Source organism: Alteromonas sp. KUL42 (assembly GCF_006538325.1).
GTDB lineage: Bacteria > Pseudomonadota > Gammaproteobacteria > Enterobacterales > Alteromonadaceae > Alteromonas.
This window is the reverse complement of sequence record NZ_BJKK01000026.1, coordinates 1-26,723: the sequence shown is the minus strand read 5'-3', so window position 1 is coordinate 26,723 and position 26,723 is coordinate 1. Positions and strand designations below refer to the sequence as shown.

Genomic DNA, 26,723 nt, shown 5'->3' with positions numbered 1-26,723 from the left:
AATACAATCATTAATGGCTTTTGTTTTGATGAAAATATTATGCTGACACGCGGCTTATTAAACAGACGTTAAACACCCTTTTCACCTTTGCTTTACGACTGCAAAAACGTACCGCAAACGTCAGCACGCTCTAATATAACACCTTGATATTAGGCCCATGTAGTAATGCTTGTAAGTTTCGCTAGATGCATATAAGGTGATTTTTTATGCTGTTTGAATCTCGTTCAGCTTTGGAGCTAAAGCATGACAATCACCATAGGGATAACGCACCATACTGAGTATCATTACGACAAAAGTATCAGTATGGGCCCACACACTTTTCGCCTTCGCCCTGCACCGCATAGCCGCACGCCAATAAAAAGCTATTCATTAAAAGTTTATCCCGAAAATCATTTTATTAATTGGCAACAAGACCCTTTCGGTAATTACCTAGCTCGCGTCGTATTTCCAGAGCAAACCAAAAAATTCTGGTTTACCGTCGATATTGTTGCTGAACTTACCGTTATCAACCCCTTTGATTTTTTCTTAGAGTCTTACGCAGAAAAATTCCCGTTCGAGTACGAAAAACGTTTGGCCAGTGATTTAGCACCTTATCTTGAAAAGGAAACACCTTCATCAGCATTTTTAGCGTTAATAAAAAGCCAGCAACCCAAAGAGCCACAAGCCACGGTTAATTTTCTAGTGGCAGTAAACCAAGCTGTCTACGACTTAATAGAATATGGCGTTCGCATGGAGCCGGGGGTGCTAAGCATTGACGAAACCCTCACGAAAAAGTCGGGCTCATGTCGTGACTCGGCTTGGTTGCTCGTACAGCTATTCCGCCACCTTGGTTTAGCGGCTCGTTTTGTATCGGGTTACTTGGTTCAGCTTTGCGCTGACGAGAAGTCGTTAGATGGCCCAAGTGGCCCAGAGAAAGACTTCACTGATCTTCACGCGTGGTGTGAGGTTTATGTGCCCGGTGCAGGTTGGATAGGCTTAGACCCAACATCAGGCCTGTTTGCCGGTGAAGGGCATATTCCACTTGCTTGTACGCCAGAACCTTCATCTGCGGCACCAGTAACAGGTGCGATAGACAAGTGTGAATCTACTTTTAGTTTTTACAATAAAGTCCAACGCTTACACGAGCCACCACGTGTAACCAAGCCTTACAGTGACGCCCAGTGGTCAGCGATTGAAAACTTAGGCCATGAAATAGACAGAGATCTGAAAGACGCGGGTATTACCTTAACCATGGGCGGTGAGCCTACGTTTATTTCCATTGATGATATGGAAAGCGAGCAGTGGAATACTGCCGCAGATGGCCCTGAAAAACGTCAACTTGCCCACACCCTATTTATGCAAATGACTGAAACGTTTAGCCATGGTGGATTTAGGCACTATGGTCAAGGTAAGTGGTATCCAGGTGAACCATTACCGCGTTGGCAATACGCCAATTACTGGCGTAAAGACGGGGTTCCTTTGTGGCAAAATCCATCGCTGCTTGCTGATATCAACGTTTCATCGTCATACAGTGTAGAAGAAAGTGAAACCTTCACCCATGCCTTGTCTCATGCGCTTGGACTCACACCAGAAATCGTTATCACTGCCTACGAAGATGTGCTTTATCATTTATGGCAAGAAGGAAGTCTGCCTGAAGACCCAACGCCAGATACCCCAGAGTTATTGCATGCAATGACGCGTAAAAACTTCTTGGCCAAGTTAGAGCGAGGCTTGGATAAGCCCGTTGGTTTTATTATTCCTATTACCTATGACACGGTATTTGGAGGCTGGCAAAGCAGTAAATGGACATTTAAACGCGGACACTGTTTTTTACTTCCCGGCGATTCACCGCTAGGGTATCGATTGCCATTGAGCAGTCTTGGGCAACCGGCTATGCTTGTTGACCGCGACCCTGCAGACATGCAGGAAACCTTCGATACCCTGCCAAAACAAAGCGGGTATGTCTCAGAGCAATCTGTACTTACCGCCCTGTGCATAGAAGTACGCGACGGCAAATTGTATTTGTTCATGCCACCTCTTAGCCACTTTGAACATTACGCCCAGTTACTTACTGCCATAGAGAGTGTTGCTGATACACTTAATATTCCTGTGGTGTTGGAAGGTTATACGCCCCCCTATGACAGCCGTGTAGAAAAATTTGCGGTGACACCAGATCCAGGTGTTATCGAGGTAAACATTCACCCAGCGAGTAATTGGCAAACCCTCGTCAGTAATACACAAACCCTGTATAAAATGGCGAAAGCGTGTCGATTAGGCACAGAAAAGTTCATGCTCGATGGTCGACATTCAGGCACAGGTGGAGGCAACCATGTCACTATGGGTGGTCCCACGCCACTTGAAAGCCCTTTTTTAAAACGCCCTGACGTATTGCGTAGTTTCATCACCTATTGGCAACATCATCCAGGTCTCTCATACCTGTTTTCAAGTTTGTTTATTGGCCCCACCAGCCAGGCGCCTCGCGTAGATGAAGCGCGCGATGAAACCTTGTATGAACTTGAAATTGCTTTTTCACAAATTCCTGACGGTGAAGTTGCCGCGCCGTGGCTAGTTGACCGCTTATTGCGTCATCTACTAACAGACTTAACCGGCAATACGCATCGCGCTGAATTTTGTATTGATAAATTGTACAACCCAGATTCAGCAACAGGTCGCTTAGGCATAGTGGAATTTCGCGGTTTTGAGATGCCGCCCCATGCACGCATGAGCCTGATGCAAATGCTGCTTCTGCGTACGCTCTTAATGTGGTTTTGGCGACAACCCTACAAGAAGAAGCTAGTACGTTGGGGTACCGAACTTCACGACCGCTTTATGTTGCCACATTACGTAAGACAAGATATTGCTGAGGTATGTCGTGACCTAAACGAAGCCAACTTCCCGGTGAAGCTGGATTGGTTTGACCCGTTTTTCGAGTTTCGTTTTCCCCGTTGTGGTCGCAGAGAAGTGGGGCAAATTAAATTGGAGCTGTTTAGCGCAATTGAACCTTGGCATGTACTAGGAGAAGAAGCCACAGGTAGTGGAACTGCGCGCTATGTAGATAGTTCACTAGAGCGCGTTCAATTATCTGTATCCAACATGCACATCAATCGATATATTGTTACTTGCAACGGCCGTCGCGTGCCCTTAAAAGCAACAGACATTCGTGGTGAATACGTAGCAGGTATACGCTTTAGAGCGTGGAATCCAGCCTCTGCATTGCATCCAACAATTGGCGTTCACGCTCCTTTGGTATTTGATGTTTACGATAGCTGGTCAGGACGCTCTTTAGGCGGATTTACTTACCATGTAAGCCATCCAGGTGGACGTAACTTCTCAACGGTTCCGGTTAATGCATTTGAAGCTGAAGGACGACGGATTGCTCGATTCTGGGATCACGGGCATACGCCATCGGTTAAACCGAGAGATTTACCTGAGTGGTCGCCACATCTTGCCAGTCATCGTATAACCGAGCATGAAGGACACAGTGATTTTGTAATTCCCATGGAGGAGGCCGAAAACAAAGAGTACCCAAATACATTAGATTTGCGTCGGCCTCCTACCCTATAAGTTTAGGCAACAAGCTAAAATATGAACGACGATTTTGATATGCCAGAGTGGTTGAGTAGTTACGCCAACTCTAGCGCACTACCCACTGGCAATAAGCGTTTGCTTAATACGTTATTTACGCGCTTGGCACGACTAAGCAGTGATGAAATAACGTTAAGAGCCAACGAAATTCGCAGACTAATGCGCAACAGTGGGTTCGCCGAAATTGATGAAAATCAAAAGTGGCAACTCGATCCACTGCCAATGCTTGTCACTAGTGACAAATGGAACACATTGTGTCGTGGCATTGAGCAGCGAGTAAAACTTCTCAACGACGTGCTTGTCGACCTAAATGGCGAATGTCGTTCACTGACAAACGGCGTTTTTTCTACCGAAGATTTGATGAAACACCCTTATTACCTTGCCGAAAGTCACATTCTTTCATCAGTAAACAAAGGGTTATTTCTCACTGCGTTTGACATAGCAGAAGACACTAATGGCGACTTTTATGTGCTTAATGATCACTGTCAATTTCCAAGGGGTCTTGGTCTACTACTAGAGAACAGAATTGTTGCACGCAGGGTGATGAGTGAAGAGTTTGCAGAGTGTGGCGTTCAACGGATCGTAGGCTTTTTTGAACAACTTCAACAAGCGATAAGCCATGAAACCGCATCGTTAAGCGACCCAAGAATAGTCATTTTATGTCGCGGACCTGATGACAAATACTATTCAGAGCAAGCCTACCTAGCTACTTATATGGGCTACACCTTGGTACGCAGTGCCGACTTAACTGTTCGCAAGGGGCAAGTGTGGTTAAAAGCGTTAGACGGCCTTCGCAAAGTAGATGTTATTTTGCGCTGGATAGAAGACCGCTTTTTAGACTCGCTGGAACAGGTAGACTACTCAGAGTTCGGTATTCCTGGGCTTTTACACGCCGTACGTAAACGCAATGTGGTTTTACTAAATCCAATGGGAAACGGGGTTATTCAAATTCCAGCCATTAAAAATAGCCTTGCCAAAGCCGCTGAATTTTTTGGCAGAGAGCAGCTTTTATTACGTCAACAAGAAACCTGCCCCGCTCAATCCTTACCTGAGGAAGATTGGTCACAATACGAATTGCTAAGTAGTGTAGATCCCAACATCAAATTTGACGGTGAACTAGATGTAGAAAGCATTCACCACACCTTTGATAAAAAAGGAGTAGAAAGCTTTTATTGGCGTAGAAAGGTCAATTTGTCTCAAGCGCCGTTTTGGCATGAGTCCGGACTTGTAAACAAACCCATTATCATGCGCTGCTATGCACTGTACTCAGAAGAGCACGTTTATATTTTACCTTCGGCCATGTGCTTTACGCCCACCGCATTTCATGTGGACGGTAATACGGAAATTAAAGATACATGGGTAGAAACCATTGGCCCGCCTCAGCAACGCACCCCGCCAATTCCTAAGTCATTACAGTCTGATGCAGACTTAGCTTTAGTGGAAGGTTTACTGCCCAGTAGAACAGCTGAGAACTTATTTTGGCTAGGCTGCGCAATCGAGCGGAGTGAAAATGTAATTCGTTTGATCAGGGTGTTTATCGACAAATTTACGGAATTAGCCATTTACCCTGATGAAGCGCACAAAAACGCATTAGTACAGCTAAAAGTGGGTTTAGAAAACCAAGCACTAATTTACCCATATACGCCATTGAATCACGCGGATATCCAACCTCTGGAAAGTGGTTATAAGGAACTAGTGGTATCAATGATTGCCGATAATCGCTTTATTGGTGGCTTAAATAGCACCTTAAATATGGTGGTTCAAAGTGCATTACAAGTTAGAGAGCTATTGTCCTACGACAGTCTTCGTATCATTGAAAGCATTGAAGAAGAGCTCCACAATTTCAGCGCCATATCTGAGCAAACACCTACCCATAGGCTACAGAGCATACTCGATAAGCTCATTGGGCTAACTATGGCGTTTAATGGTTCAATTCAAGATAGCCTTTCGAAAAGTAATGGCGCTTACATGATTGAAATTGGTAAGCGCTTAGAACGCAGTAAACAGCTTGTGTCTATGGTACAAACCCTTTTACAGCAACCGTTACCCGAGCAAGAACAGCAAATTGTTTTGGAGATTGTGTTGGTTGCCCAAGTGAGCTCCGTGACACACAGGCGACGTTATCGCGCCTTTAAGAGTATTGAAACAGGATTGGAGCTGCTATTACTCGATTCAGAATACCCGCGCTCTCTGGCCTATCAAATTAAGAAAATTACTGAGCTGTGTAAAAGCTTGCCGGTTAATGCAAAGCCAGGGTTCTTGAGTACGACAGAGAAAATCCTATTGCAACTTACTGCCAGCTTCGCCTTGGCCGACAGGCAAACACTGAACATTAAAGATCCACAATCACCTTCAGGCTTGGTGTCATTACTTATTAGTGTGACCTCTCAGTTACAAAAATTCAGTGAAATGATGCAAACACAATACTTTAGCCATACCAAACCCGCATCTCAACTTCATTGGTCAGTCATGGGTAATACTCAGTTAATTGTTGATGAGGCACCTGCACACCAAACTCAAAAAGGCGGCAACACTACACATGTTGATGCACCAAATGAGGACAAGGGCGCGCTATGAAGTATCAGATTCGACACGTCACTACCTACAAATATTCGGATAAGGTAAGTCTGACTCAAAATCATGCGCGCTTAACGCCATTGAATACGGCTCAGCAACGCAGAATAAAAGCGAGTGTGAAAATTATTCCCGAGCCCGATTATCAAACCGAATTCAAAGACTACTTCGACAATACGGTCACAGTATTTGAAATTCCCACTCTACACGAAGAAATGCAAGTTATCGCCACCAGCGAAGTAGAGATACAAGGCTCTCCTCTACAGGGGCTTTTTTCACACACCATGAGCTGGGAAACAGTAAGGGATCAAATCCGTTTCCCCATAGACAAGACGATGCTCAACGCACAGTTTTTCAGTATTCCAACCAGACTTACACACGCCAATAAAGCCATTGTGGACTATACGTTAACCTCGTTTAAACCCAATAGGCCTATTGTTGAGTCATGTGATGACCTGATGCATCGCATTTTTAGTGATTTTACTTTTGACCCTGCATTTTCAACTATCAACACCCCAGTAAGTCATGTATTTGAACACAAACGAGGGGTTTGCCAAGACTATGCCCATTTAACCCTTGCGTGCTTGCGAAGTATTGGACTTGCCGCACGCTATGTAAGTGGATACATAGAAACCATCCCACCGCCTGGTCAAGAAAAGCTTACTGGTGCAGATGCCACTCATGCTTGGGTGGCATTATTTGTGCCTAGCTTTGGTTGGATTGATTATGACCCAACGAATAACCTGAAACCCTATGACCAGCACGTAACACTAGCAGTAGGAAGAGACTTTGCTGATATCACACCGCTAAAAGGCATTATGTTTGGCGGTGGCAATCAGATTCTAGATGTTTCAGTAGATATGAATCGAGGATAAAAAAGGAGTGTAGTTTGAATAACCAAAAACAAAATCAGGCCTCATCGAAAATGGTCAGCCTTGAGCACTGCAATTTTTCCACGTTCTATGACGAGCTGCTCGACAAAAATGGGAAGACCCGTCCTCATGGCGCAGCATTAGTAGATTATTTGTCTCAGCTGTCTGAGGAAGAGTTAAAAAACGCCCAAGATGCCGCAGAACTAGTCGTAAAAGAAATGGGGATAACCTTCACGGTTTATGGTGAAGGCAGCTCAATAGACCGTGCTTGGCCAATCGATATTATTCCTCGCATCATTGCAAACAAAGAGTGGCAAAAAGTTGAAGACGGTTTAAAACAGCGTGTTCAAGCTCTCAACATGTTCATTGACGACTTGTATCACGACCAAAAAATCATTAAAGACGGTGTTTTCCCAAAAGAGCTGCTATCGAAATCGGTTAACTTTAGAAAGCAATGTGTAGGTGTTTCACCACCTAAGGGAATATGGGCGCACATTTGTGGCTCTGACCTCGTGCGCGACGGTGACGGTACCATGTACGTTTTAGAAGACAATTTACGCGTGCCTTCTGGTGTTTCTTACATGCTAGAAAACCGCTCTGTGTTGAAGCGAGTTTTCCCTGATATGTTCGAAAAAATGGACATACTCCCTGTCAATGATTACCCCTCACAGCTATTTGATATGCTCTCAAATTTATCACCTCGTCCTCAGGACAAGCCCGAAGTAGTGGTACTGACCCCCGGTATCTATAACTCGGCTTATTTTGAGCACTGTTATCTAGCCCAAGAAATGGGCTGTGAACTTGTTGAAGGCCGTGACTTAACCGTTGAAAAAGACGACTGTGTCTACATGAAAACCATTAACGGGTTAAGAAGGGTAGATGTTATTTATCGTCGTATTGATGATATGTTCCTTGACCCTGAGGCATTTAATCCCGACTCGATGCTGGGTGTGCCAGGTTTAATGCGTGCTTGGAGTAAAGGAAAGGTAGCGCTTATCAATGCACCAGGCGCAGGGGTTGCTGACGATAAAGTGGTTTATACCTATGTACCAGACATGATCAAGTACTATTTGGGAGAAGAAATTAAACTGCCCAATGTAGAAACATACCGCTGTTACGAGCCCGATGACTTTAAATATGTTGAAGAAAATATCGACAAATTAGTTATAAAACCAGCGAATGAATCGGGTGGTTATGGCCTTCTTATTGGCCCTAAGTCGACGAAGAAACAACAGCAAGAAACGCTCGCGCAAATTAAAGCTGACCCGCGAAATTGGATTGCCCAACCCACCCTTAATTTATCTACTGTCCCTACTATCGACAATTCAGTTATTGAGGGAAGACACGTAGACCTTCGCCCATTTATTTTGTCATCTGGCGACAGCACCTACGTGACCACTGGTGGGCTTACACGGGTTGCACTAGTCAAAGGATCACTGGTGGTGAACTCATCTCAAGGTGGTGGCAGCAAAGACACTTGGATTGTGGATTAGGGAGTACGTAAACATGTTATCAAGAGTAGCCGAAACACTTTACTGGACCGCCAGATACGTAGAGCGAGCAGAAAACCTTGCGCGCTTGGTTAACATTAACAATTTATTGTTGATGGATTTACCCAAAGGCTTTTCACCTGGCTGGGAGCCTTTACTAGATATAACAGGTAACAGAGAATCATTCGAAAGTATTTTCACCGACTACAGTGAAAAGAATGTGGTTAAATTTTTGACCGTTGACAGTAGAAATCCGTCTTCCATTGTCAACTCACTACAATACGCAAGAGACAATGCACGCACTATTCGAGATGTCATTCCCCGAGAAGTGTGGGAAACGTTAAACGCTTTGCACCTTTCCGTTAAAGAAAACAGCAACAGCTTTTTAAGCAAACGCGGGCGATTTGCTAGCTTAAAACAGGTTATCAACCAATCGTTGCTAACGTTTGGCACCATGGACGCGAGTATGAGCCACGACGAAGGTTATTTCTTCTGGCGTTTTGGTGCAGCCCTTGAGCGCGCAGATATGACATCACGCATTATTGATGTGCGCTCTGCTACGCTTACAGAAGACATGAGCGACTTGCCTTTTGAAAATATATTGTGGATGAGTGTACTTAGGTCGCTAAGCGGCTATCAAATGTATCGTCAGAAGATGGGGGTGCGTATCCGCCCTGGCGATGTATTAGATTTCATGCTGCATAGTAAAGAATTCCCGCGCAGTGTGCTCTTTTGTTTAAATAAACTAAAGAGTTTGTTCTTAAACATCCCAGACAATGAAGCCATGATCGAACGCATCGACCACAGTATCGAAGAACTGGAGAAACAACCCGTTGCTAACCTTCGCGGTAGAGCGCTGCATAATTATATCGACGAACTCCAGATAGACTTTGCCGATATCCACCAGCAACTCGCTGAGCAATACTTTTTGCACTAGTTATTGACGTAAATCTGCATAATTCAAAACGCCTCTTCAACATCACGTGGAGGCATTTTTGTTTCTTCTAAATACGAGCTAGTGCCTCCCCCTCCACTTTTTAACCGGCAATCCGGAATCTCCAAGTCAAAACAAGTTAAATCCTAGGCCTATTCTTCGCCGTTATTGAGCTATTTGATTAGACACCAAATCAACACGCCAAAAGACGAACGGTATTATTATTTGTACGTTGTGCACATTTTATCAAACGCTAAGATCATAAAGTCATGGCTATACTTTCATAATAGCCTTAGCCCATGGAACTTAAAGATATAAACGACGCCACAGCTTTCATAAAAAAAGCGGCAGCACGTAAACCTTGGTTTAACACGACTAGATTTCTTTTGAGTTGCCCGCTAGGACGAAAGCTTTCCACGAAACTCTTTCTCTATCATTGCGAACGCTACTTTGCTGATAATACCTCTTCACATCGATTTTTAATCACTATTGAAAGTAGAAAAATCAGCTTATCACAACGTGAATTTATCCTGTTGTACCTCTCTAGCTATCAAGAGCTAAAAGCACATCAGGTTTCGGCAATCTTGAAGCAGAGTGAAGGCGAAATCATTGACCAACTAGTGAATGCTAAAGCTAAAATAGCATGTTTTTAAAATGCAAAAAGCGCAGATAAACTGCGCGAGAGTTGCAAAAAGGGAAGTTGGAAAAGTGTGTTTAATTCAATGCAGCTGTTCTTTTCTTCACAATATAATCAGCAGATAACTTGCTCGCTCCCCAAAATACAGTATGAAGTAAAATAACACCCCAAATAATATGCTCGTTTAGCGCAGCTGGCGGCATCTCTTCTAAACTTATTACTGCCACAATATTTACGACACTAAGTGCCAACGCACTAAAGCGACTAGCTAAACCAAGTGAAAGTAGTACCGGAAAAACAATTTCTCCGAATGTCGCAAGGTAAGCGGCTAGAGTAAAAGAAAGAAAGGGCACTTGATATTCATATTCAAACAAGAACAAGGTTGATTCAAAATCGCCTATTTTTGTAAGACCCGATGCGAAAAACACCCAAGATACATACAAACGAGCCATTAGGCTCACAATAGGCTGAGAACTTGATAATACGCCAGACAGTTGCTCAAAAAGTCGAAATGGCACAGCGACAAACGGTTTCATAAACACTCTCCTAAAATAGCTAAGTAGTGGGGCCAAGCGCTGATTACAGCTCAACTTGACCTAGCAATAATTGACCAGTGAATAATATGATTTATCGCTTAAGTGGATGAAACCAAACGTATCGCGAAGATAACTATTCGTTCATATTTGCGCCAACCCTAGCGTCTATTTACTTAAAGAAATTTGCTCATTAAATAGTTGATACGTTTGTTCTAGGTAGTCAATTTCGTTGGTTGGTTGATTAAGATCACTTGGTGGATACCGTTTTTTTTAGTCATAGTAGTTTTTCCCAGCGCCTATATTGGCCTTGAGGTTGAGATTGATTTAGAGAATTGAACTTAAAAGACATCGAAAAGAAAATTACCCCGTCGACAAAGGAAAAGACAGTTGGACAGATTTACGGCTATGCAGGTATTTGTTGAAGTGCTCGAGTGCGGTAGCTTTTCTGGTGCAGCACGAAAGCTCAACAAACCGCAAACCACAATTAGTCGACAAGTGAAAGAACTGGAAGAGCACCTTGGAGCTCAACTCATTCTCAGAACCACACGCAACCTCATACTGACTGATGCAGGTAAAAGTTATCTTGCTTCGGCGAAAACGTTACTGGCTTCTTTGCAGGAAATAGAAAACGAAGTTAAAGGCGAGTACAAGGCCCCAAAAGGCAATTTAACCATAACCGCCCCCGTCATGATGGGAAGAATGCATATATTTCCATTAATTGCTGAATATATGAAAGCCTATACCGACGTTTCAGTGCGACTTATTCTCACCGATCAAAATATGCATCTGTACGAAGACTTGGTTGATATTGCAATTCGTGTTGGTAACTTGCCCAATAGTGAGCTTGTAGCAAAAAAGGTGGGCGAGGTACATAAGGTGCTATGCGCGTCTCCAAACTACATAGAAACTAATGGCCTCCCCAAATCACCGTTTGATCTTAAAGAGCATGACGCTATTACGTTTGAAGGCTTAGATTCGGCCACGCAATGGCGCTTCTATGAGGGCCAAAACGAGTTTGATGTTCCTGTGTCATCACGAATAAAAGCGAACTCAATCGACGTAGCCTTACAGGGTGCAAAAAATAGCCTTGGTATTGCTCGCGTGCTCTCGTACCAAGTATTACCTGATCTCGAGAATAATGCATTGGTCGAGGTACTCGGTAGGTATGCGCCAAGCCCTCTTCCTGTAAACCTTCTTTTTATTCGACAAGAGTTTCTTCCGATAAAGCACCGAAGTTTTATCGACTTTGTAGTACCCCGCTTGCAAGCGCGCTTAAATGAAGTGTCACGTAATTGGGATTTGCTTAAACATTAAATATCAATCACTACGTGCTTAAGCATTTTTCCTTTTCCACCGGCCATCAACCCTGAGATTTTGTTATCATTAATCGACAAGTCAACGTGAATCGAGCTAACAGAGGGCACATGCATAAACTTACCTTGCTCTATTTGGAACTCGGTTTTGTCGCCATCTAGAAAGTCATGTAACACGCATGCCAACGGCCCAGCAGCCATTCCAGTAGCAGACTCTTCTTCAATACCATAGCGCGGCGCAAACATTCTTGTTGTGGCGTCTTTGTCTGTAGCATTGCTATCTGTGGTAAACACGTAATAACCAATAAGGTCAAGTTTTTCACTGATCTGTTCAATCAAATTGAAATTGGGTGTAAGTGATTGCAGTGCTTCACCGTTTTTTACCCCAATCACGATAAAGCTATTTCCAGTATTGACCAAAACTGGGCTCACTTTTTCATCTAAATCATCCGTCGCAAGGCCAAGTGAAAAGAGCACCTCATCCAGCTTTACACCTTCTGAAACCCACTGACTAGGAAAACGATATTTGGGGGCAAGTTGTTCCATGAACGCCATTCCATCTTTAATAGAAATACTTCTTGGACCATCTACCGTTTCCTTTGATGTTGTTCCCTCTCCCACTAAACCTTGTTCAGCCATATACGAAAACGTCGCAATGGTTGCGTGACCACAATGCGCTATCCGGCGCGTTGGGGTAAAAAAGTCTAACTTAAACCCCTCTGTTTCAGAGGCAGAAACAAAGGCAGTTTCAGACAAGCCTAACTTAGCTGCAACGTTGAGCATCTGATCTTCTGATAACCTATCTGCCTCTAAAACAACCCCAGCTGGGTTGCCACCTTCACCATTTGAAACAAACCCACTGACAATGTTCGCTGAAACCGCGTGTTCATTTTGTGTAGTATTACTCATAGCAATTCTCTCTTAAGATATAGACATAAACTAGTGTGTATATTAGGTTGCTATTAACGCTGTGATAACTCATATAGACATGAAAGAAACTCATTAACATGAAGAAGCAAGATACGGTAACAAGACTAATACAGAGTACAGCATTACTTGGAGCCATTGGACGAGAAAAGAGCTTTTCCAAAGCTGCTGAGCAACTTGGCATTGACCAGTCTGCGGTAAGCCATAGGATAAAATCCTTAGAAGAAGCCATCGGTTTTGCGCTATTTAATCGAACCACTCGTTCACTCTCTTTCACAAAAGTAGGAGAGATTCTATGTAGCACAGCAAACGATAGTTTAGGACGATGGGAAAAAGCCATTAACCGCATAGAGCAAGTCAACAAGACCGACCAAATTCGTTTATCGTTGTCCTCATCACTTGCAATGAAATGGCTCATGCACATATTGCCCAGTGCATATGAAAGCCACCTCGATTTATCAATAAACACAAATGAAGATGTCATAGACTTTGAGCGTGACGATATAGACGCCGCAATTAGATTTGGTATCGGCCCCTTCCCCGGTCACTACGCGGTAAAACTCTCGAATTGCTTCTTACAGCCAGTGGTCAGTCCTCGTTATATCAATGACCAAGAGCTCGATAGCCATCATATCAATGCTCCAGTAAATTTAGATGAATTACTCTTAAATCCTAATACTGCCTTTCTGGCCGATACACGTGGCAAACAAGACAATACACAGTACAACTGGAAAGCCTACTTTGATAAAGCTAATTTGACCTTCAATAGTGATGCAATCATACATCAGTTTGACCGCGCAGATTTACTGCTGCAAGGTGTTATTAGCGGAATGGGAGTGGGGCTTGGGCGAACTCTGCTTATCGAAGAAGATATAAAAGCGGGCTTTTTGCACCCATTGGGTAAGCCTGTGTTGCTGGATTCGAGTTATTGGCTTGTTTGCTCTTACAGCTTCGCTGAAACAGAACGGTTTAAGCAACTACAAAAATGGTTAAAAAAGCAGGTAAACAAGAATTAGCTCGCAACGCTACTAAATGTTTTTGCACCGCATAAGAATATACACATATATAAAACCCCAGAAATTGGACATTACTTTGAGGGGTCCTAAAAAGCACCTTTATGAACAACTCGTCGCACAGACATGCGAACTTATAGAAGGCCCTTGCACTTATGAGGGAAAGACGATGCTTGAATCACACAAGAATCGCAATATCAAAGAACGAGAGTTCTATATTTTGGTTGAGATTGTACAAAGCGCTATGCGTGACGTGGGCTTGACGTACCAACAGGAAAACCAAATTCTTGCCAAGCTAGCCCCCATTAAATACCAAACTATCAATCTGTAATATTTATAAAACCCTCATCAGAGGGCTTTTTCGATTTAGCCATTTGTAGCTTACTACAACTCCCACTTGAACTGACAATATCTTAAGATGTCAGGATTACTTCACGTTGTACTTGTTTAAGTTGTTCAAAAAATAGTAATTTAAGAAGCCTTGCTATAAAGTGCCGCGGCTTTACGCTGTTGAGCCTTAAATATAGGCATCTAGTCATTAACGCTTATAAAAAAAGACTTAGCCATAAACGCTTATTCATAAAATGTTTGTGAGGTTTCATTGTTGTCATTTATTCCGCGCAGTTTACTCGCTCTTCTGTGCCTTTACTCAACGCTATCATTGGCTGAAGACATTGTTTGGCTGTCTGAATGGCATGTATCTGAGAATAAAACGCTAACAATAGATGAACAAACCCGTGACCTCATTATAAATGAGATGACTGGCTTTAGCGTTACACTTCAGCAAACCCCCTCTAGTCGCGCACTCATGCGTTTACGTGATGAAAACAATGTTTGTGTAAGCGACCGTGTATTCAACAATGAACGGGCAGAATACAGCCTTGTTAGCGACTTGCCGCAGGTTGTAGTACCAGGGCTTAAGTTTTATTTACTCGATACCTTCATTAATAAGCATGATATTTCGCCCAAACAGCTTAGTGAGCTATCTCTACCCGTAATTCTTACTCGCTACCCCAACATGCGCTTGGGCACTGTGGCTGATAGATCCTATGGAAAAGTTATCGACAATGTTTTAATGCAAGAGAACTTAGCTTCTAGACTGTGGAAAAGAAGTAGTAGCGATATGGGTGAAGGAATCATCGAAATGTTGGCTTCAGAGCGTATTGATGCTGTTTTTGAATACCCACCTCTTTTTGAAAAAGTACGTCAGCAAAAGGCCCTATCAATTGGTGTGCAGGCTATATCAATACAAGGCATACCCAAGTTCGGTGTTGGCTTTGTACTTTGCTCACGAAGCCCTGAAGGCGAGCGTGCGATTGCCGCGGTATCAAAAAGCTTAGCTAAGTTAACGAAACAACGGGCGTATTTAGACATACATCTTTCAGCTATGCCTCAAGATTACCGCGAAGAGATGCTGACATACTATAATCAGATATATGGAACCGATTTTACATTGGAAATAAAAAAGCCTCACAGTGTCCCGTGAGGCCTTTGGCAGAAGTTTAAAGCGGAATTACTTACTGCTTATATTGTAGTAAACAGCACTTTTGGTGCTGTTTAAACAACTCAAATAATAAAAGCGCTTAGTTTGGCGTAATCGCGTTGTGATATACGTCTTGTACATCATCACAGTCGTTAAGCATATCCATGAACTTCTCGAACATAGGCATATCGTCTTCGCTTATCTCTGTTTCAGTTTGAGGCATCCAGCTCATCTCTTCGGCGATGAAACTGATATCAGGATAGGCTTCAGTCAATGCTGTCTTAACTTGATAATATTCAGTGTGAGGCGCGTAAACCGTTACCTTACCGTCTTCAACTTCAACGTCAGTTACGTCTACGTCAGCTTCCATCAATACTTCTAAAATGGCATCTTCATCATCGCCTTCAAACTGGAAAACCGCTTGATGATCGAACATGTGAGACACGGCGCCTTGTGCACCTAGCTTAGCATTGGTTTTAGTAAAACAGTTACGTACTTCGGTAATAGTGCGGTTAGCGTTATCTGACAAGCAGTCAACAATTACCATACAGTTTCCTGGACCAAAGCCTTCATAGCGCATTGGTTGAAAATCTTCACCAGCACCACCAGCAGCTTTATCAATCGCCTTTTCAATTACGTGGCTAGGTACTTGGTCTTTTTTCGCTTTATCCATAAGTCGGCGAAGTGATAGGTTAGTGTCTGGATCTGCACCACCATTTTTCGCGCACACGTAAATTTCTTTACCATACTTAGAATAGACTTTGGTTTTTTGCCCAGCAGTTTTTGCCATGGCGTTCTTACGTACTTCGAATGCTCTTCCCATCTTAAAATTCTCTTTCTCGCAATTTAACACTGCGTTGCGGTTCTATCGAGTAACTGTATAAAGCGATACTTTTGCTGCAAGATTGCGCACAAAATATGTCTTTCACTTGCTTTAACACAGAAAAAATTGGCGAAATTCTACCTTATTTTATACCTAACAATACAGCCTTAATCGCGTTTTGTGTTTTGCTTGTGTTGCGTCAATGCGCTACATATTGCGCAAATTTTGCAACGCCAGTGTTAAGGTAAATGTTCAGTAGCCAGGTAATCGTGTGATTGCATTTCTTTTAAACGACTCAAACATCGCCTAAATTCAAAATTGAGCAAACCCTCTGTGTAAAGGCTTTCCAAAGCCACCTCCGCAGATATGATGAGCTTAACATTGCGCTCATAAAACTCATCTACCATAGCAATAAAGCGGCGAGCAACATCGTCGTTGTGTTGCCCCATTTCTTTTACGTTGGCAAGCAATACCGAATGATAACAACGACTTAATTCAATATAGTCACTTTGACTTCGAGGGCCGCCACACAAGTCTTTAAAATCTATCATCAACACGCCATCGGCATTGCGAAGGGTTTGGATTTTGCGGTTGTTAACCTCGATGGTGCTATCAGTAGAGCCCTCTTCAGGGGCTAACTGAGAAAAATAACTATGTAAGTTTTCAGTGGCCTTTTCATCGAGTGGATAGTGATATATTTCAGCTTGCTCCAAAGTACGCAAACGATAATCGATGCCACTGTCCACATTGACTACCCGGGTATTTTGATTGAGCAAATCGATAGCGGGTAAAAAACGCGCCCGCTGCAAGCCATTTTTGTACAGGTCGTCGGGGATAATATTTGACGTTGCCACAAGTACAATACCATGCCCAAAGAGCTCCTCCATCAAGGTGCCTAATATCATGGCATCGGTGATGTCCGACACAAAGAACTCGTCAAAACAGATTACGCGTGCTTCTTTCGCTAATTTGGCAGCAATAATTTTTAATGGGTCTTGCGCTTTTTGAAGTTGCTTTAACTCATCATGTATTCGATACATGAAGCGGTGGAAGTGCACGCGCATTTTCTTTTCAAACGGCAAACAGTCATAAAAGGTATCGACCAAATAGGTTTTTCCACGCCCTACGCCACCGTAGAAGTAAATCCCCTGAATACCCGGTTTAGCATGCCCCTTACCAAACGCGGCTTTTAGTTTTACCCGCCACGTCGTTTTCTTTTCTGGCTGAGTGAGCTCATCGTACAAACGCTGAAGTTCTTTAACTGCGTTTTCTTGCGCTGAATCATAATGAAAGTCAGAAGACTTGAGATCTTGCTGATATTTTTCCCATGGCGTCATCGCCCAAACCACTCCGTAAAAAAGTCAATACTGATGCTTGCTGCACCGACCTGCTTGAATTTATCAATTATGACCTTAATTTTAATGGAAATCACGGTAGAATCGCACATAGAAACTTGTCATACACAGAAACAGTGTAATAAATGTAGTGATGTATGCGCTTTTCGGGTTCGACCTTGCTATATTCAAAGTATGGTCGAGAGCAGCAACGCGATGACTAAACTGCGGCTGCTGTTAGGTGTAGATTGATTCGGAGAATATAATGGAATTGTTGGTATCTCTTGCTTTATTAGTAGTTGGGCTAGTTATTGGCTTTTTTGTAGGGCGCTTTTTTCAACAGAAGCAAGGCGCAGGCAATTCAGCACAAACCGAAAAACACGTGAAAGAAATTCTTGCTCAGCAAGCGCAGCACCACATCCATCAAACTCGTCAAAGTTTAGAGAGTATTGAAAGCCAATGTGATGTGCTCAAGCAGCAAATTGAAGAATACGAAATGCTGTTAACCCAAGGCAACGACTCAGAAGACAGCAAAGTGCCTTTCTATGGTGAGCAAGCTACAACGTATTTGCGTAATAATCTTAAAAAGTCTGACAAGGCAAGAGTAAAACGCGTTGCTGATACACAACCTCGCGACTTTGCAAATTCGGGGTCTGGGTTATTCGTCGGCCGTTCTGAGCAGAATAACGCAGAAAAACAGTAACATTAGGAACTTTTAGCCTGTGTGAGACTCTTTTAGTTCAACTATGCTATGTCGCATATAACATGAAGGAGTGTAAGCGAACATGAAAATGTCTTTCCGCCATTACGTAGTGGCGTCTGCCGTTGTTGTAAGTTCATTGGGCTTTACTGCTAGCACACAGGCGGCGTTACCGTTTTTTTCAGATAAAAAGGATGAAGTCCCTTCACTAGCCCCAATGCTGGAAGAAGCCACACCAGCAGTGGTCAGCATTGCGGTAGAAGGTACACAAACCTCTCGCCAGCGTGTTCCAGAAATGTTTCGATACTTTTTTGGCGCGCCACAGGAGCAAGTACAAGAGCGTCCATTTAGAGGTTTAGGCTCGGGTGTTATCATTGATGCAGAGAAAGGCTATGTGGTAACCAATAACCACGTAGTCGATAATGCCGATGAAATTACGGTAAAACTTACCGATGGTCGCGAATTCACTGCTAAGAAACTTGGTTCTGATGAACAAAGTGACATTGCACTTCTTAAAATTGAACCGGATGATCTAAAAGCACTTCCGCTTGCCGATTCAGACGTACTTCGCGTGGGCGATTTTGTGGTTGCTATCGGTAACCCTTTTGGCCTATCGCAAACCGTTACATCAGGTATTGTTAGTGCGCTTGGGCGTTCAGGTTTAAACATTGGTGGTTATGAAGACTTTATTCAGACAGACGCTGCCATAAATCGCGGTAACTCTGGTGGTGCACTAGTGAACTTACACGGTGAACTGGTAGGTATTAACACGGCTATTTTTGGACCGAATGGCGGTAACGTTGGTATTGGTTTTGCCATTCCATCGAATATGATGAAAAGCCTTGTTGATCAAATTGCGGAATTCGGCGAAGTCCGTCGTGGTCTATTAGGTATTTTAGGCAGCGATATTGATGCAGGCCTTGCCGAAGCCATGAACGCTGAAGTAAATATCGGCGCATTTGTGAGTGAAGTTCAACCAGACTCTGCCGCCGAAAAAGGTGGTTTGCAGGCAGGTGATATTATTACCGCTATTAACGGTAGACAGCTTCACAGCTTCCAAGAACTACGCGCAAAAATAGCAAGTATGGGCGCTGGCGCTGAAGTTAAGCTTACTGTAATGCGTAAAGGTGAAGAGACTACTGTTGACGTAGTACTTGATGATGCAACTGATGCCACCGTTACGGCCGCGCAAATTCACCCAGCATTAGAAGGTGCAACCCTTACTAATGGTGAAGATGATGCCGGTAATGCTGGTGTTGTAGTATCTGAGTTAGAGCGTGGTGCGCCTGCTGCACGCATTGGCCTTCAAGCTGAAGATGTTATTGTGGGTGTAAACCGTGTACGTACATCAAGCGTTGCTGAATTTAGAAATGCACTAGATGAAGCCAAAGGTGTTATTGCATTAAACGTGAAGCGCGGTAACTCAACGCTTTACTTGGTGATCCGCCAGTAATTCACGTTCTACCAGTTATACACGTTATATTTAGAACGTTCAAACAGCGCCTTTATGGCGCTGTTTTTGTTTACATTTAATTATTCAAAAGCACAGCTGTGGATTTGTAGAAAAGTATCTCCCAAACAAAAGGCAGTCATACAAAACATAAAAGCACCACACTTTAATGTTCTTGATATATTGGGCAGCAATAGACAAATAGCAGTCATTCGGCCCACGTGCGAAAATAGTTGTTCGGTCTTATATGATTAACGGAACACTTTTTTGCAGTAGTCCCAATCGAAATGGTCGAGTGTCGGTCAATTATATCTGCGCATTAGAGGACCACAGCTGATTTCAAGTTTAAGATTTTCGATAGTCACCAAATTTCAAATTTACAGCGGGGATAATTCGAACTTGAGTCGATTGTCCCGAGCTCGGAAATGGGTTGCAATAGTTGCTAACAAGCCAGTTCCAGACTCGGACAAGATAATAATAAAATCTAATTATTCTTCATAAATTGAATAACTGTGTTGGCAAACTCATCAGGTTGCTCTGCCCAGGTCCAATGACCAGTTTCTTCCAAAAACTGAATAGTGGCAGTGCCTTCTGGCAGCATTTTAAAGAATCTATAGGCCATTTCTGGCGTTGTTTTCCAATCCTTCCGGCCATTTAGAATTAATGTTGGAATTGCGTAGTCTTTGAACATAGTCTCGTTTATGACAACGTTCTTTAGGGTACCGGAAATTTTTACCTCAGGGTCGGCACCTGCCATATCTTTGTATACTTCAATATTCGAGCGGTCTCGAATATCATTTGAGCGATACTTGCGTAGACCAGCACGTTTGCTTGGGTCATACCAATCAGACATATTACCAATGGCTCTGTTATAAAAGGCTTTCATATACTCAGCACTGCTAGTTAACACGCCTTTGGCTCTGATCTCTTCCATTTGCTCCCATTCTTGTGGAAAAAATGTTTTTCGCAGGTACTTCGCCGCGTCAACATTCATCTGTTGACTATGCCCATCAGCTGACGCACTTAACATTATCAATTTTTCAATATTTTCTGGATATGTCAGGGCGTATTGTACTGCTGGAATACCGCCGTAAGAGTGGCCTGCCAATATAAGCTTAGGAACGTTTAAATGTTTACGTAAAGTTTCTATATCCTCGACGGTAATGGCCGGTGAAAACTTCTGTGGAATTTCTCTAGTCGCTCTGCCGACCCCAGTTTCATCAAAGTAGATAATTTGATAACCATGGGGCTTTAAAAAGTCGAGCGCCCCCCAAAACACGGTGCGAGCAGCACCAGGCCCACCATTGATCATTACGACAGGTATTCCTTCACCGTCTGCTTCATAGTATATCTGCCCAAACATACTGGGTACATAAGTGCCTTGACCAAACGGTTTGGGAAGAACTGAACTGTCAGTTTGCGCCATTGACATCGTACAATGAGTAAATAGAAGCGTTAACAATAGAGCGCGGAATTTTTGCAACATTACATGTTTCCTTTTTCGATGTTTGAAGATTATTTTGCTTGATGAAATTGAATGGCATAGCTTTGGTCCTTACCCACTTTTCCTGCAAAGGAGTGCCGCTGTCCTTCAAACGCAGCAATACCCACTTTATTCACCATTAAGAGTCGTTGAGCATTGCCGACGTCATAAATGAAAACAGGCCACTCTTCTACGGGCTTTCTACTCGAATTAAACGAATTTAACCACTGCGCAAAATCGGTTGTATTGTCAGTTAACGTACATTGGTTTGATTGACATTGGGTAGTGCCTGCTAGTTGTTTGTTATTGCTCGTAATCTGATACTTTGAGCTTTTCATTACAGTGTTATTCGCGTCATCAATGTACAAACTTGCGAGTGCAAAAACCAATTGTTCGATTGAAGCAACCCAACTACTGTTAGAAAGAAATGCAATGCTTAAATCATGTTCGGGGTAAATCGCTAGAATGGAGCGAGCCCCAGGTGTAGAACCGGCATGGTGATATACTTGCCGACCATAAGGATCTTCATCGATACGCCAACCAAATCCAACCTGAAATTGGCGGTCTTCAACAACCTTACCGCCTAGCGTTTGTGTTGGGGTAAATAAAAGTTCACGATACGCTTGATTGTTCTTTGCTCTGTGGAGAACTTTTGCACCAAAACTGGCTAAATCTTCTGATGTCGCCAAGAGACCTGCACCAAATATGCTGTAAGATTTCTCTCCATATTCAATGTGTTTCGCCCCTGATTTATTCAGCTCATAAAGTCTTGTACTTTCTTTTCGTAGACTATGTATGTTCTCAATGGCCGGAGTATTCTTCCCTGTCCAACGACTGATAAAGTCTTGAATACTTTTGGTTAGCGGTTGTGCCGTAACTTTTTCATATAAAGCGCCGGCTAGCGTGTATCCATGAGTAGAGTAAAGATACGCATATCCTGGACGTGATACTAAGTCTCGATTTTTTAGTGTGTTTACTGCTTCAATCGCTGTGGAATAATGATCGTCATAGATATCATAGTCTTTTAGTTGATAATGAGGCATACCTGACGTGTGCGATAGTAGCTGCCTGATGGTAATGCCGTGGTACTTTGAGTTTAATTCGGGATAGTAATGACCAATACCCTGATCAGGATCTAGCTGTTCATTTACTACCAACTCTGCAAGCATCGTAGCTCCAACAATTTTGGAAACACTTGCCAATCTAAACGTTGTGTCAGGTTTTGTTGGGACTTTGCTTTTCAAGTCAGAGAATCCGGTCGCTACTGAAGCAACAAGTTTTCCCTTATGCACTACAGATACTGAGAATCCGGGAACACCCGTTATTGTATTTAGGCTGCTAAGTAAATTGGTAAGTTGTTGCTCGTAATTTTGATTCTTTTTATTCTGACTCGGCTGACTCGTATTTGAATCACCAGCGAAAGCAGATGGCGTGCAAATAAAACAGGCCAAGATCAAGACTAATCGTATATTCATAACATGCTCCTTTTTTTGCTAAGTTGAGCATGTATCTCCCAGAAAGCGTGAGTAAAGTAGGGTTATGAATGGTTATGATGAGTTAGCAAGTGCCCGTAATTCGGCCCATATAGGGTCGTTAGCATAGTCCTTTTGTTGTTTGTTTAAATACAATTTGTTAGAAGAAACGAGCGACTTAATACCGTTCAATTGCGATTCCAGTGTGTCAGTAAAAACTGGATCCGATTCCAGGCTAAACATATTTGAACGCAATATTGTTGCTGTAGTGGGCTCTACAATCTTTAGTGTAATTGTTGTATCATTGTTGCTCTCAATTACTTCAAAATAGCTGATCAACGCAAGTCGATCTTTTCTAGCTTGAATAGGAGTAGAGAGTTCATGTCGTTGATTTGACATTACTAATTGTAATGACGATGTTTTACTTGTTTGTGTAAGCATGTGATCCCAAGTTGAGTAAACCTGTTTGGCTGAGTCCGCCATATGTGCAGGCAGAACATTGGACCAAAGAGCAATGCGATTGTTAGCATTCACCTTGTCACCTTGTTGAGGTGAAAGTGCAAATATGGTGATTGCAATAACAACGAACGCGAAACAAAATGATGCGACATAGCGGCCATACTTAAATTGATTCTGAGTGCTGAAAATCTTCTTTTTAGGTTCTTGTACTCTGGACTTACCCTGATGCATTTCATTCAAATTTTCAATTAACAGTCTATATCCTTCGCCCCTAACCGCCTGAACTTCCAGCCCATTGATTGAAGATTCATCTAGTGCTTTTCGAAGGACGAATACTCGCTGTTTTAGCGTTTCTGGGCTGACTATTTTTTCATGCCAAATAGTGTCTAGTAGTGACTTAATAGACACAACGTCGCCATTTGCTTTTGCCAAAGTTTGAAGCAGTTTAAAACTAAGGGGATTTAAAGTGAGTGTCTCACCATTTTTCATAGCGACGAATCTTAATTCGTCAAACGAAACATCATTGTAGTTGCTCATTAATCACCGTAGTAATTCTGGTTAAACCCTCGCTCTTCATTATATAGGAAATTGTAATATCTATAAATTTTTACTCATTTGGACCGTAAAAACCCAGTAACACCATGAAACTCGATTCAAGTTGTATAGGGATACATTAGAATCTGCCAGTAACTTATTATTTTAAACAGCGAAGGGCGGGTTTACGTACAGAACCGCCTGTCGGTTTTGTAACTTTGTTATGCACAAATAAGTTTCGAACTTTATTGGCATACTTTCTTTGGATAACCACTTTGATGGGTTCTAAGTTTCAATATTTATTGTCACACTAAGCTTCGGTTTGCTATGTGAGAATCGGAATGCGGAAGTGAAAAAGTGCTGTGGTAGCGTTGCTCACCACTTGAGCGGGCGTTATGCGCCAAAGCGTAAAGGATTTACATCCATACTTTTATGAAGAATTCTTATAATCAGAATTTCTTGGCTACCAGTTTGCTTGTAGAAAATAACGTGACTACCTTGCGGAAACTTTCTGTACCCGTCTATTATTTCGTCGCAGCTTTTGCCGATGTCAGGATTTTCAGACAACATCCAAAATGAATCGTCGAACTGCTTTAGGTAAAAATTACGCTGCTCTCGGCCCCATTTCCGTTGCGTAAATAACGCGATATCTTTTAAATCAGATATTGCGAGTACAGTTAGCTTAAATGGTTTCACTCTTTTAATTCACCATCTAGTTCTGATATCAGGTGTTCAAGGTCGTATTCAGCCTCGCCGCTTTCTTCACCCGCTACAAGTAATTGACGCAAAGTGCTTAATTTGGTCTCCTGTGTTTCTAGCAAGCGAAGAGCTGAACGAATTACTTCGCTCGCTGAGCCATATCGACCAGTTTGAATTTGGCTAGCAATAAAGCCATCAAAATGGTCACCAAGAGTAATGCTGGTATTTTTAGCCATTTGCTTTCCCCAAGTACCAATATATACCTGATTATGGTATTTTCGCGCTGTAAGTCAATAGCGCATAACAAACGTATTTAAGCTCGTTATACTTAATTTCATTATCTATTTTGGCTACTTGTGTTCACAGCAGAACATCTTTTACGTCTGAGTATTCAGGGGAAAGGAAAATTGTTTGCTATATGTACATTCAAGCCATTTAAAATGATTCTTTTTTGTAGCGTAATTCGTGCCTACTCTTCAAGAGTTCATAATAAAAGATGATAAATTTAGCGATTGGCGAATAGGTCTTATTCCTGAATGAAAAGTATGATAGTTTTTTGATCAACAACAACACCGTTAAATAGTGACGACATGAAATACGCTCGTTAGCTTTAATCACTTTTGAAAACAAATTTTACCTATCAATACGGTAGTTTATTCAATAAAGTGATATCCTCTACTTATTGATACTCATTATCATAAATTGGTAACTGGATTGATTTTTTTGAGGTATGGTTTCCCAGCGTGAAGCACATAGTAATTGTTACACCAAATTTAAATGCTTACGCCAATGCTTTATAACCGTGCTACATGCCTATTTTTGAAAGGCATGTTCGCTACAATGAGTAGACATACGGATATTATTCTCCGTTCATTAGTACACTAAGTGTGCTTGTATAATTATAAAATGACAGTACTGCAATCTGGTTTTAAGATGTGTTGAATCGTATATCAGCCTGCTCAAACCTAGTAGCAATACTAGAAAAATTAAGTGTATTTCGTGATTGGCCGCTCAATAACTAACTTTTTATTCAAATCTGTTTTACTTGGCGTAACTGTAGCCGCGTTGCTTTTGCTTTTCTTACCTGAGCTCCGTCAGGGTGGTAAGTTTACGCAAGGCTGGTTTTCTGAGCCTTCTGTTAGTGCAAGTAGAGAAAGTTACTTCTCCGCATTGAGTCGCTCAGCCCCCGCTGTTGTTAACATTTACAGTGTTAGTATTGAAAATGATTCTGGCTTTTTCAGAAATCAGCCTCGAGAGCGAACAAGCTTAGGCTCAGGCGTTATTATGACAGAGAACGGTTACATTTTAACCTGCCATCATGTTGTAGAAGACGCGGATAGTATTTATGTAGCGGTTCAAGATGGTCGTATTTTAGAAGCGCAAATCGTCGGAACAGACTCGTTAACCGACCTAGCCGTTTTAAAGGTCACGGCAGACAACTTGCATATTATTCCTCAAGTATCAGAACCCGACACACACGTGGGTGATGTTGTTATGGCCATAGGTAACCCCTTCGATTTAGGCCAAACGATTACTCAAGGTATTGTGAGCAGGGCCGGCAGAAACGGACTGTCTAATTACGTTGATTTTATTCAAACTGACGCGGTACTAAACCAAGGTAATTCAGGTGGCGCACTAGTAGACAGCAACGGTATTTTGTTGGGCATTACCAATGCTAATTTCCAAGTGCGCGACTCGCGTAACCGCGTTCGCAATGTAGACGGCATAAACTTCGCGGTTCCATATGAGTTAGCCAAGCGTGTAATGGACGAAATTATTAGCAATGGACGGGTTATTCGCGGGCAGCTCGGATTCATTGGCAGCGAGAACCGCAATAGGCCTGGTATCGATGTGACTGCCGTCGCTAAAGGAAGCCCTGCTGATATTGCGGGTTTGCGACCGGGAGATATTATTCTCGCCATTGATGGCGTGCGATTAGAAAGTGCCTCAAAAACCCTTGATATGATTGCAGAAACCACACCTGGCACAGAACTTACCATTGAGCTTAGTCGAGACGGCAAGCCTTTAACAATTAAAGCAACAGTAGCTGAATTGAGGGCTAATCAATAATCGATTATGGCTTAACCAAAAACTTGCAATACTTTGATTAACAATAAAAAGCGACCTTAAAGGCGCTTTTTTTATATGACATTACTCGTTTATTCCTTTACTCTTTTACGCGTTCAATATTAGCGCCAAGACCACCGAGCTTTTCTTCAATCGATTCATAACCTCTATCTAAATGATAGATGCGGTTAACGTGGGTTTCTCCTTCAGCGATTAGGCCAGCAATAACAAGGCTAGCAGAGGCACGTAAATCCGTTGCCATGACAGGTGCCCCTTTAAGCTTTGAGCTACCTTTTGATACAGCAGAATTAGCTTCTAGAGCAATCTCAGCGCCCATACGCTGAAGCTCAGGTACATGC

The 26,723-nt window shown here is 42.6% G+C and carries 22 protein-coding genes and 1 pseudogene; 13 read left to right on the top strand and 10 right to left on the bottom strand.

Annotated elements, in window-relative coordinates:
* Nucleotides 1–243: 243 nt before the first annotated feature.
* From EYR97_RS20785 to EYR97_RS20760, 6 genes are all read left to right on the top strand, one after another.
* Nucleotides 244–3,543, top strand: a complete 3,300-nt coding sequence (locus tag EYR97_RS20785; RefSeq protein ID WP_131095673.1) for a DUF2126 domain-containing protein — start codon at nt 244–246, stop codon at nt 3,541–3,543.
* Between the two features lie 21 nt (nt 3,544–3,564).
* A complete protein-coding gene (locus EYR97_RS20780) occupies nt 3,565–6,141 on the top strand; it encodes a circularly permuted type 2 ATP-grasp protein (RefSeq protein ID WP_131095672.1) in 2,577 nt (858 codons plus the stop codon).
* The gene (locus tag EYR97_RS20775; protein WP_131095671.1) at nt 6,138–7,013 is read left to right on the top strand and encodes a transglutaminase family protein; all 876 of its coding nucleotides are present in this window, start codon (nt 6,138–6,140) and stop codon (nt 7,011–7,013) included. Before EYR97_RS20780 ends, EYR97_RS20775 begins: the two co-directional genes overlap by 4 nt.
* Before the next feature lie 14 nt (nt 7,014–7,027).
* Nucleotides 7,028–8,503: a circularly permuted type 2 ATP-grasp protein gene (locus tag EYR97_RS20770; protein ID WP_242635150.1), complete on the top strand. Its 1,476-nt coding sequence runs from the start codon at nt 7,028–7,030 to the stop codon at nt 8,501–8,503.
* A 13-nt stretch (nt 8,504–8,516) separates the two neighbouring features.
* Nucleotides 8,517–9,437, top strand: a complete 921-nt coding sequence (locus tag EYR97_RS20765) for an alpha-E domain-containing protein (protein ID WP_131095670.1) — start codon at nt 8,517–8,519, stop codon at nt 9,435–9,437.
* A 296-nt stretch (nt 9,438–9,733) separates the two neighbouring features.
* Nucleotides 9,734–10,087, top strand: coding sequence for a hypothetical protein (locus tag EYR97_RS20760; RefSeq protein ID WP_131095669.1), 354 nt, complete (start codon nt 9,734–9,736; stop codon nt 10,085–10,087).
* A gap of 61 nt (nt 10,088–10,148) precedes the next feature.
* Here the strand turns inward: EYR97_RS20760 and EYR97_RS20755 are convergent, their stop codons facing one another.
* Entirely contained in the window at nt 10,149–10,607 is a 459-nt protein-coding gene (locus tag EYR97_RS20755) for a DoxX family protein (RefSeq protein WP_131095668.1), read from the bottom strand.
* Between the two features lie 387 nt (nt 10,608–10,994).
* Between EYR97_RS20755 and EYR97_RS20750 the strand changes: the two genes are divergently transcribed.
* Nucleotides 10,995–11,921, top strand: a complete 927-nt coding sequence (locus tag EYR97_RS20750) for a LysR family transcriptional regulator (protein WP_131095667.1) — start codon at nt 10,995–10,997, stop codon at nt 11,919–11,921.
* Here EYR97_RS20750 and EYR97_RS20745 read toward each other — a convergent pair.
* Nucleotides 11,918–12,829 carry a PhzF family phenazine biosynthesis protein gene (locus EYR97_RS20745; RefSeq protein ID WP_131095666.1) on the bottom strand — a complete coding sequence of 304 codons (912 nt, stop codon included), beginning with the start codon at nt 12,827–12,829 and terminating at the stop codon, nt 11,918–11,920. The two genes, EYR97_RS20750 and EYR97_RS20745, sit on opposite strands and share 4 nt — an antisense overlap.
* 98 nt (nt 12,830–12,927) lie before the next feature.
* Between EYR97_RS20745 and EYR97_RS20740 the strand changes: the two genes are divergently transcribed.
* From EYR97_RS20740 to EYR97_RS20730, 3 genes are all read left to right on the top strand, one after another.
* Entirely contained in the window at nt 12,928–13,863 is a 936-nt protein-coding gene (locus EYR97_RS20740; RefSeq protein ID WP_131095665.1) for a LysR family transcriptional regulator, read from the top strand.
* A gap of 16 nt (nt 13,864–13,879) precedes the next feature.
* Nucleotides 13,880–14,191: a hypothetical protein gene (locus tag EYR97_RS20735; RefSeq protein ID WP_242635149.1), complete on the top strand. Its 312-nt coding sequence runs from the start codon at nt 13,880–13,882 to the stop codon at nt 14,189–14,191.
* 273 nt (nt 14,192–14,464) lie between these two features.
* Complete coding sequence (locus EYR97_RS20730) at nt 14,465–15,346, top strand: hypothetical protein (RefSeq protein ID WP_131095664.1); 882 nt, start codon at nt 14,465–14,467, stop codon at nt 15,344–15,346.
* Between the two features lie 97 nt (nt 15,347–15,443).
* Here the strand turns inward: EYR97_RS20730 and EYR97_RS20725 are convergent, their stop codons facing one another.
* Nucleotides 15,444–16,166, bottom strand: a complete 723-nt coding sequence (locus EYR97_RS20725) for a YebC/PmpR family DNA-binding transcriptional regulator (protein ID WP_131095663.1) — start codon at nt 16,164–16,166, stop codon at nt 15,444–15,446.
* A 239-nt stretch (nt 16,167–16,405) separates the two neighbouring features.
* Complete coding sequence (zapE, locus tag EYR97_RS20720) at nt 16,406–17,503, bottom strand: cell division protein ZapE (protein ID WP_131095662.1); 1,098 nt, start codon at nt 17,501–17,503, stop codon at nt 16,406–16,408.
* A gap of 262 nt (nt 17,504–17,765) precedes the next feature.
* Here zapE and EYR97_RS20715 point away from each other — a divergent pair, with 262 nt between their 5' ends.
* Both EYR97_RS20715 and EYR97_RS20710 read left to right on the top strand, forming a co-directional pair.
* Nucleotides 17,766–18,203 carry a ZapG family protein gene (locus tag EYR97_RS20715; RefSeq protein ID WP_131095661.1) on the top strand — a complete coding sequence of 146 codons (438 nt, stop codon included), beginning with the start codon at nt 17,766–17,768 and terminating at the stop codon, nt 18,201–18,203.
* 88 nt (nt 18,204–18,291) lie between these two features.
* Entirely contained in the window at nt 18,292–19,653 is a 1,362-nt protein-coding gene (locus tag EYR97_RS20710; protein WP_131095688.1) for a DegQ family serine endoprotease, read from the top strand.
* Nucleotides 19,654–20,134: 481 nt separating this feature from the next.
* On the opposite strand, the gene EYR97_RS20705 is transcribed toward EYR97_RS20710, so the two are convergent.
* From EYR97_RS20705 to EYR97_RS20685, 5 genes are all read right to left on the bottom strand, one after another.
* The gene (locus EYR97_RS20705; RefSeq protein WP_131095660.1) at nt 20,135–21,136 is read right to left on the bottom strand and encodes an alpha/beta fold hydrolase; all 1,002 of its coding nucleotides are present in this window, start codon (nt 21,134–21,136) and stop codon (nt 20,135–20,137) included.
* Nucleotides 21,137–21,165: 29 nt separating this feature from the next.
* Nucleotides 21,166–22,608: a serine hydrolase gene (locus EYR97_RS20700; protein WP_131095659.1), complete on the bottom strand. Its 1,443-nt coding sequence runs from the start codon at nt 22,606–22,608 to the stop codon at nt 21,166–21,168.
* A gap of 72 nt (nt 22,609–22,680) precedes the next feature.
* The gene (locus EYR97_RS20695; RefSeq protein ID WP_131095658.1) at nt 22,681–23,601 is read right to left on the bottom strand and encodes a winged helix-turn-helix domain-containing protein; all 921 of its coding nucleotides are present in this window, start codon (nt 23,599–23,601) and stop codon (nt 22,681–22,683) included.
* A gap of 390 nt (nt 23,602–23,991) precedes the next feature.
* The gene (locus tag EYR97_RS20690) at nt 23,992–24,294 is read right to left on the bottom strand and encodes a type II toxin-antitoxin system RelE/ParE family toxin (protein ID WP_131095657.1); all 303 of its coding nucleotides are present in this window, start codon (nt 24,292–24,294) and stop codon (nt 23,992–23,994) included.
* Nucleotides 24,291–24,533 (bottom strand): type II toxin-antitoxin system ParD family antitoxin, encoded by a 243-nt coding sequence (locus EYR97_RS20685; RefSeq protein WP_131095656.1) that lies wholly within the window; start codon nt 24,531–24,533, stop codon nt 24,291–24,293. The genes EYR97_RS20690 and EYR97_RS20685 overlap by 4 nt, the downstream gene beginning before the upstream one ends.
* 763 nt (nt 24,534–25,296) lie before the next feature.
* Between EYR97_RS20685 and EYR97_RS20680 the strand changes: the two genes are divergently transcribed.
* A complete protein-coding gene (locus EYR97_RS20680; RefSeq protein WP_131095655.1) occupies nt 25,297–26,367 on the top strand; it encodes a trypsin-like peptidase domain-containing protein in 1,071 nt (356 codons plus the stop codon).
* Nucleotides 26,368–26,464: 97 nt separating this feature from the next.
* Here the strand turns inward: EYR97_RS20680 and EYR97_RS20675 are convergent.
* Nucleotides 26,465–26,723 (bottom strand): annotated as a pseudogene (locus tag EYR97_RS20675) (UDP-N-acetylglucosamine 1-carboxyvinyltransferase); the annotation flags it as partial.

Excerpts from the sequence above, each read along its gene's own strand:
- EYR97_RS20740 (WP_131095665.1), top strand. The coding sequence starts at position 12,928 with ATGAAGAAGCAAGATACGGTAACAAGACTAATACAGAGTACAGCATTA.
- EYR97_RS20745 (WP_131095666.1), bottom strand. The coding sequence starts at position 12,829 with ATGAGTAATACTACACAAAATGAACACGCGGTTTCAGCGAACATTGTC.
- EYR97_RS20760 (WP_131095669.1), top strand. The coding sequence starts at position 9,734 with ATGGAACTTAAAGATATAAACGACGCCACAGCTTTCATAAAAAAAGCG.
- EYR97_RS20765 (WP_131095670.1), top strand. The coding sequence starts at position 8,517 with ATGTTATCAAGAGTAGCCGAAACACTTTACTGGACCGCCAGATACGTA.
- EYR97_RS20755 (WP_131095668.1), bottom strand. The coding sequence starts at position 10,607 with ATGAAACCGTTTGTCGCTGTGCCATTTCGACTTTTTGAGCAACTGTCT.
- EYR97_RS20685 (WP_131095656.1), bottom strand. The coding sequence starts at position 24,533 with ATGGCTAAAAATACCAGCATTACTCTTGGTGACCATTTTGATGGCTTT.
- zapE (WP_131095662.1), bottom strand. The coding sequence starts at position 17,503 with ATGACGCCATGGGAAAAATATCAGCAAGATCTCAAGTCTTCTGACTTT.
- EYR97_RS20705 (WP_131095660.1), bottom strand. The coding sequence starts at position 21,136 with ATGTTGCAAAAATTCCGCGCTCTATTGTTAACGCTTCTATTTACTCAT.
- EYR97_RS20715 (WP_131095661.1), top strand. The coding sequence starts at position 17,766 with ATGGAATTGTTGGTATCTCTTGCTTTATTAGTAGTTGGGCTAGTTATT.
- EYR97_RS20695 (WP_131095658.1), bottom strand. The coding sequence starts at position 23,601 with ATGAGCAACTACAATGATGTTTCGTTTGACGAATTAAGATTCGTCGCT.
- EYR97_RS20735 (WP_242635149.1), top strand. The coding sequence starts at position 13,880 with ATGTTTTTGCACCGCATAAGAATATACACATATATAAAACCCCAGAAA.
- EYR97_RS20710 (WP_131095688.1), top strand. The coding sequence starts at position 18,292 with ATGTCTTTCCGCCATTACGTAGTGGCGTCTGCCGTTGTTGTAAGTTCA.
- EYR97_RS20775 (WP_131095671.1), top strand. The coding sequence starts at position 6,138 with ATGAAGTATCAGATTCGACACGTCACTACCTACAAATATTCGGATAAG.
- EYR97_RS20785 (WP_131095673.1), top strand. The coding sequence starts at position 244 with ATGACAATCACCATAGGGATAACGCACCATACTGAGTATCATTACGAC.
- EYR97_RS20780 (WP_131095672.1), top strand. The coding sequence starts at position 3,565 with ATGAACGACGATTTTGATATGCCAGAGTGGTTGAGTAGTTACGCCAAC.
- EYR97_RS20700 (WP_131095659.1), bottom strand. The coding sequence starts at position 22,608 with ATGAATATACGATTAGTCTTGATCTTGGCCTGTTTTATTTGCACGCCA.
- EYR97_RS20725 (WP_131095663.1), bottom strand. The coding sequence starts at position 16,166 with ATGGGAAGAGCATTCGAAGTACGTAAGAACGCCATGGCAAAAACTGCT.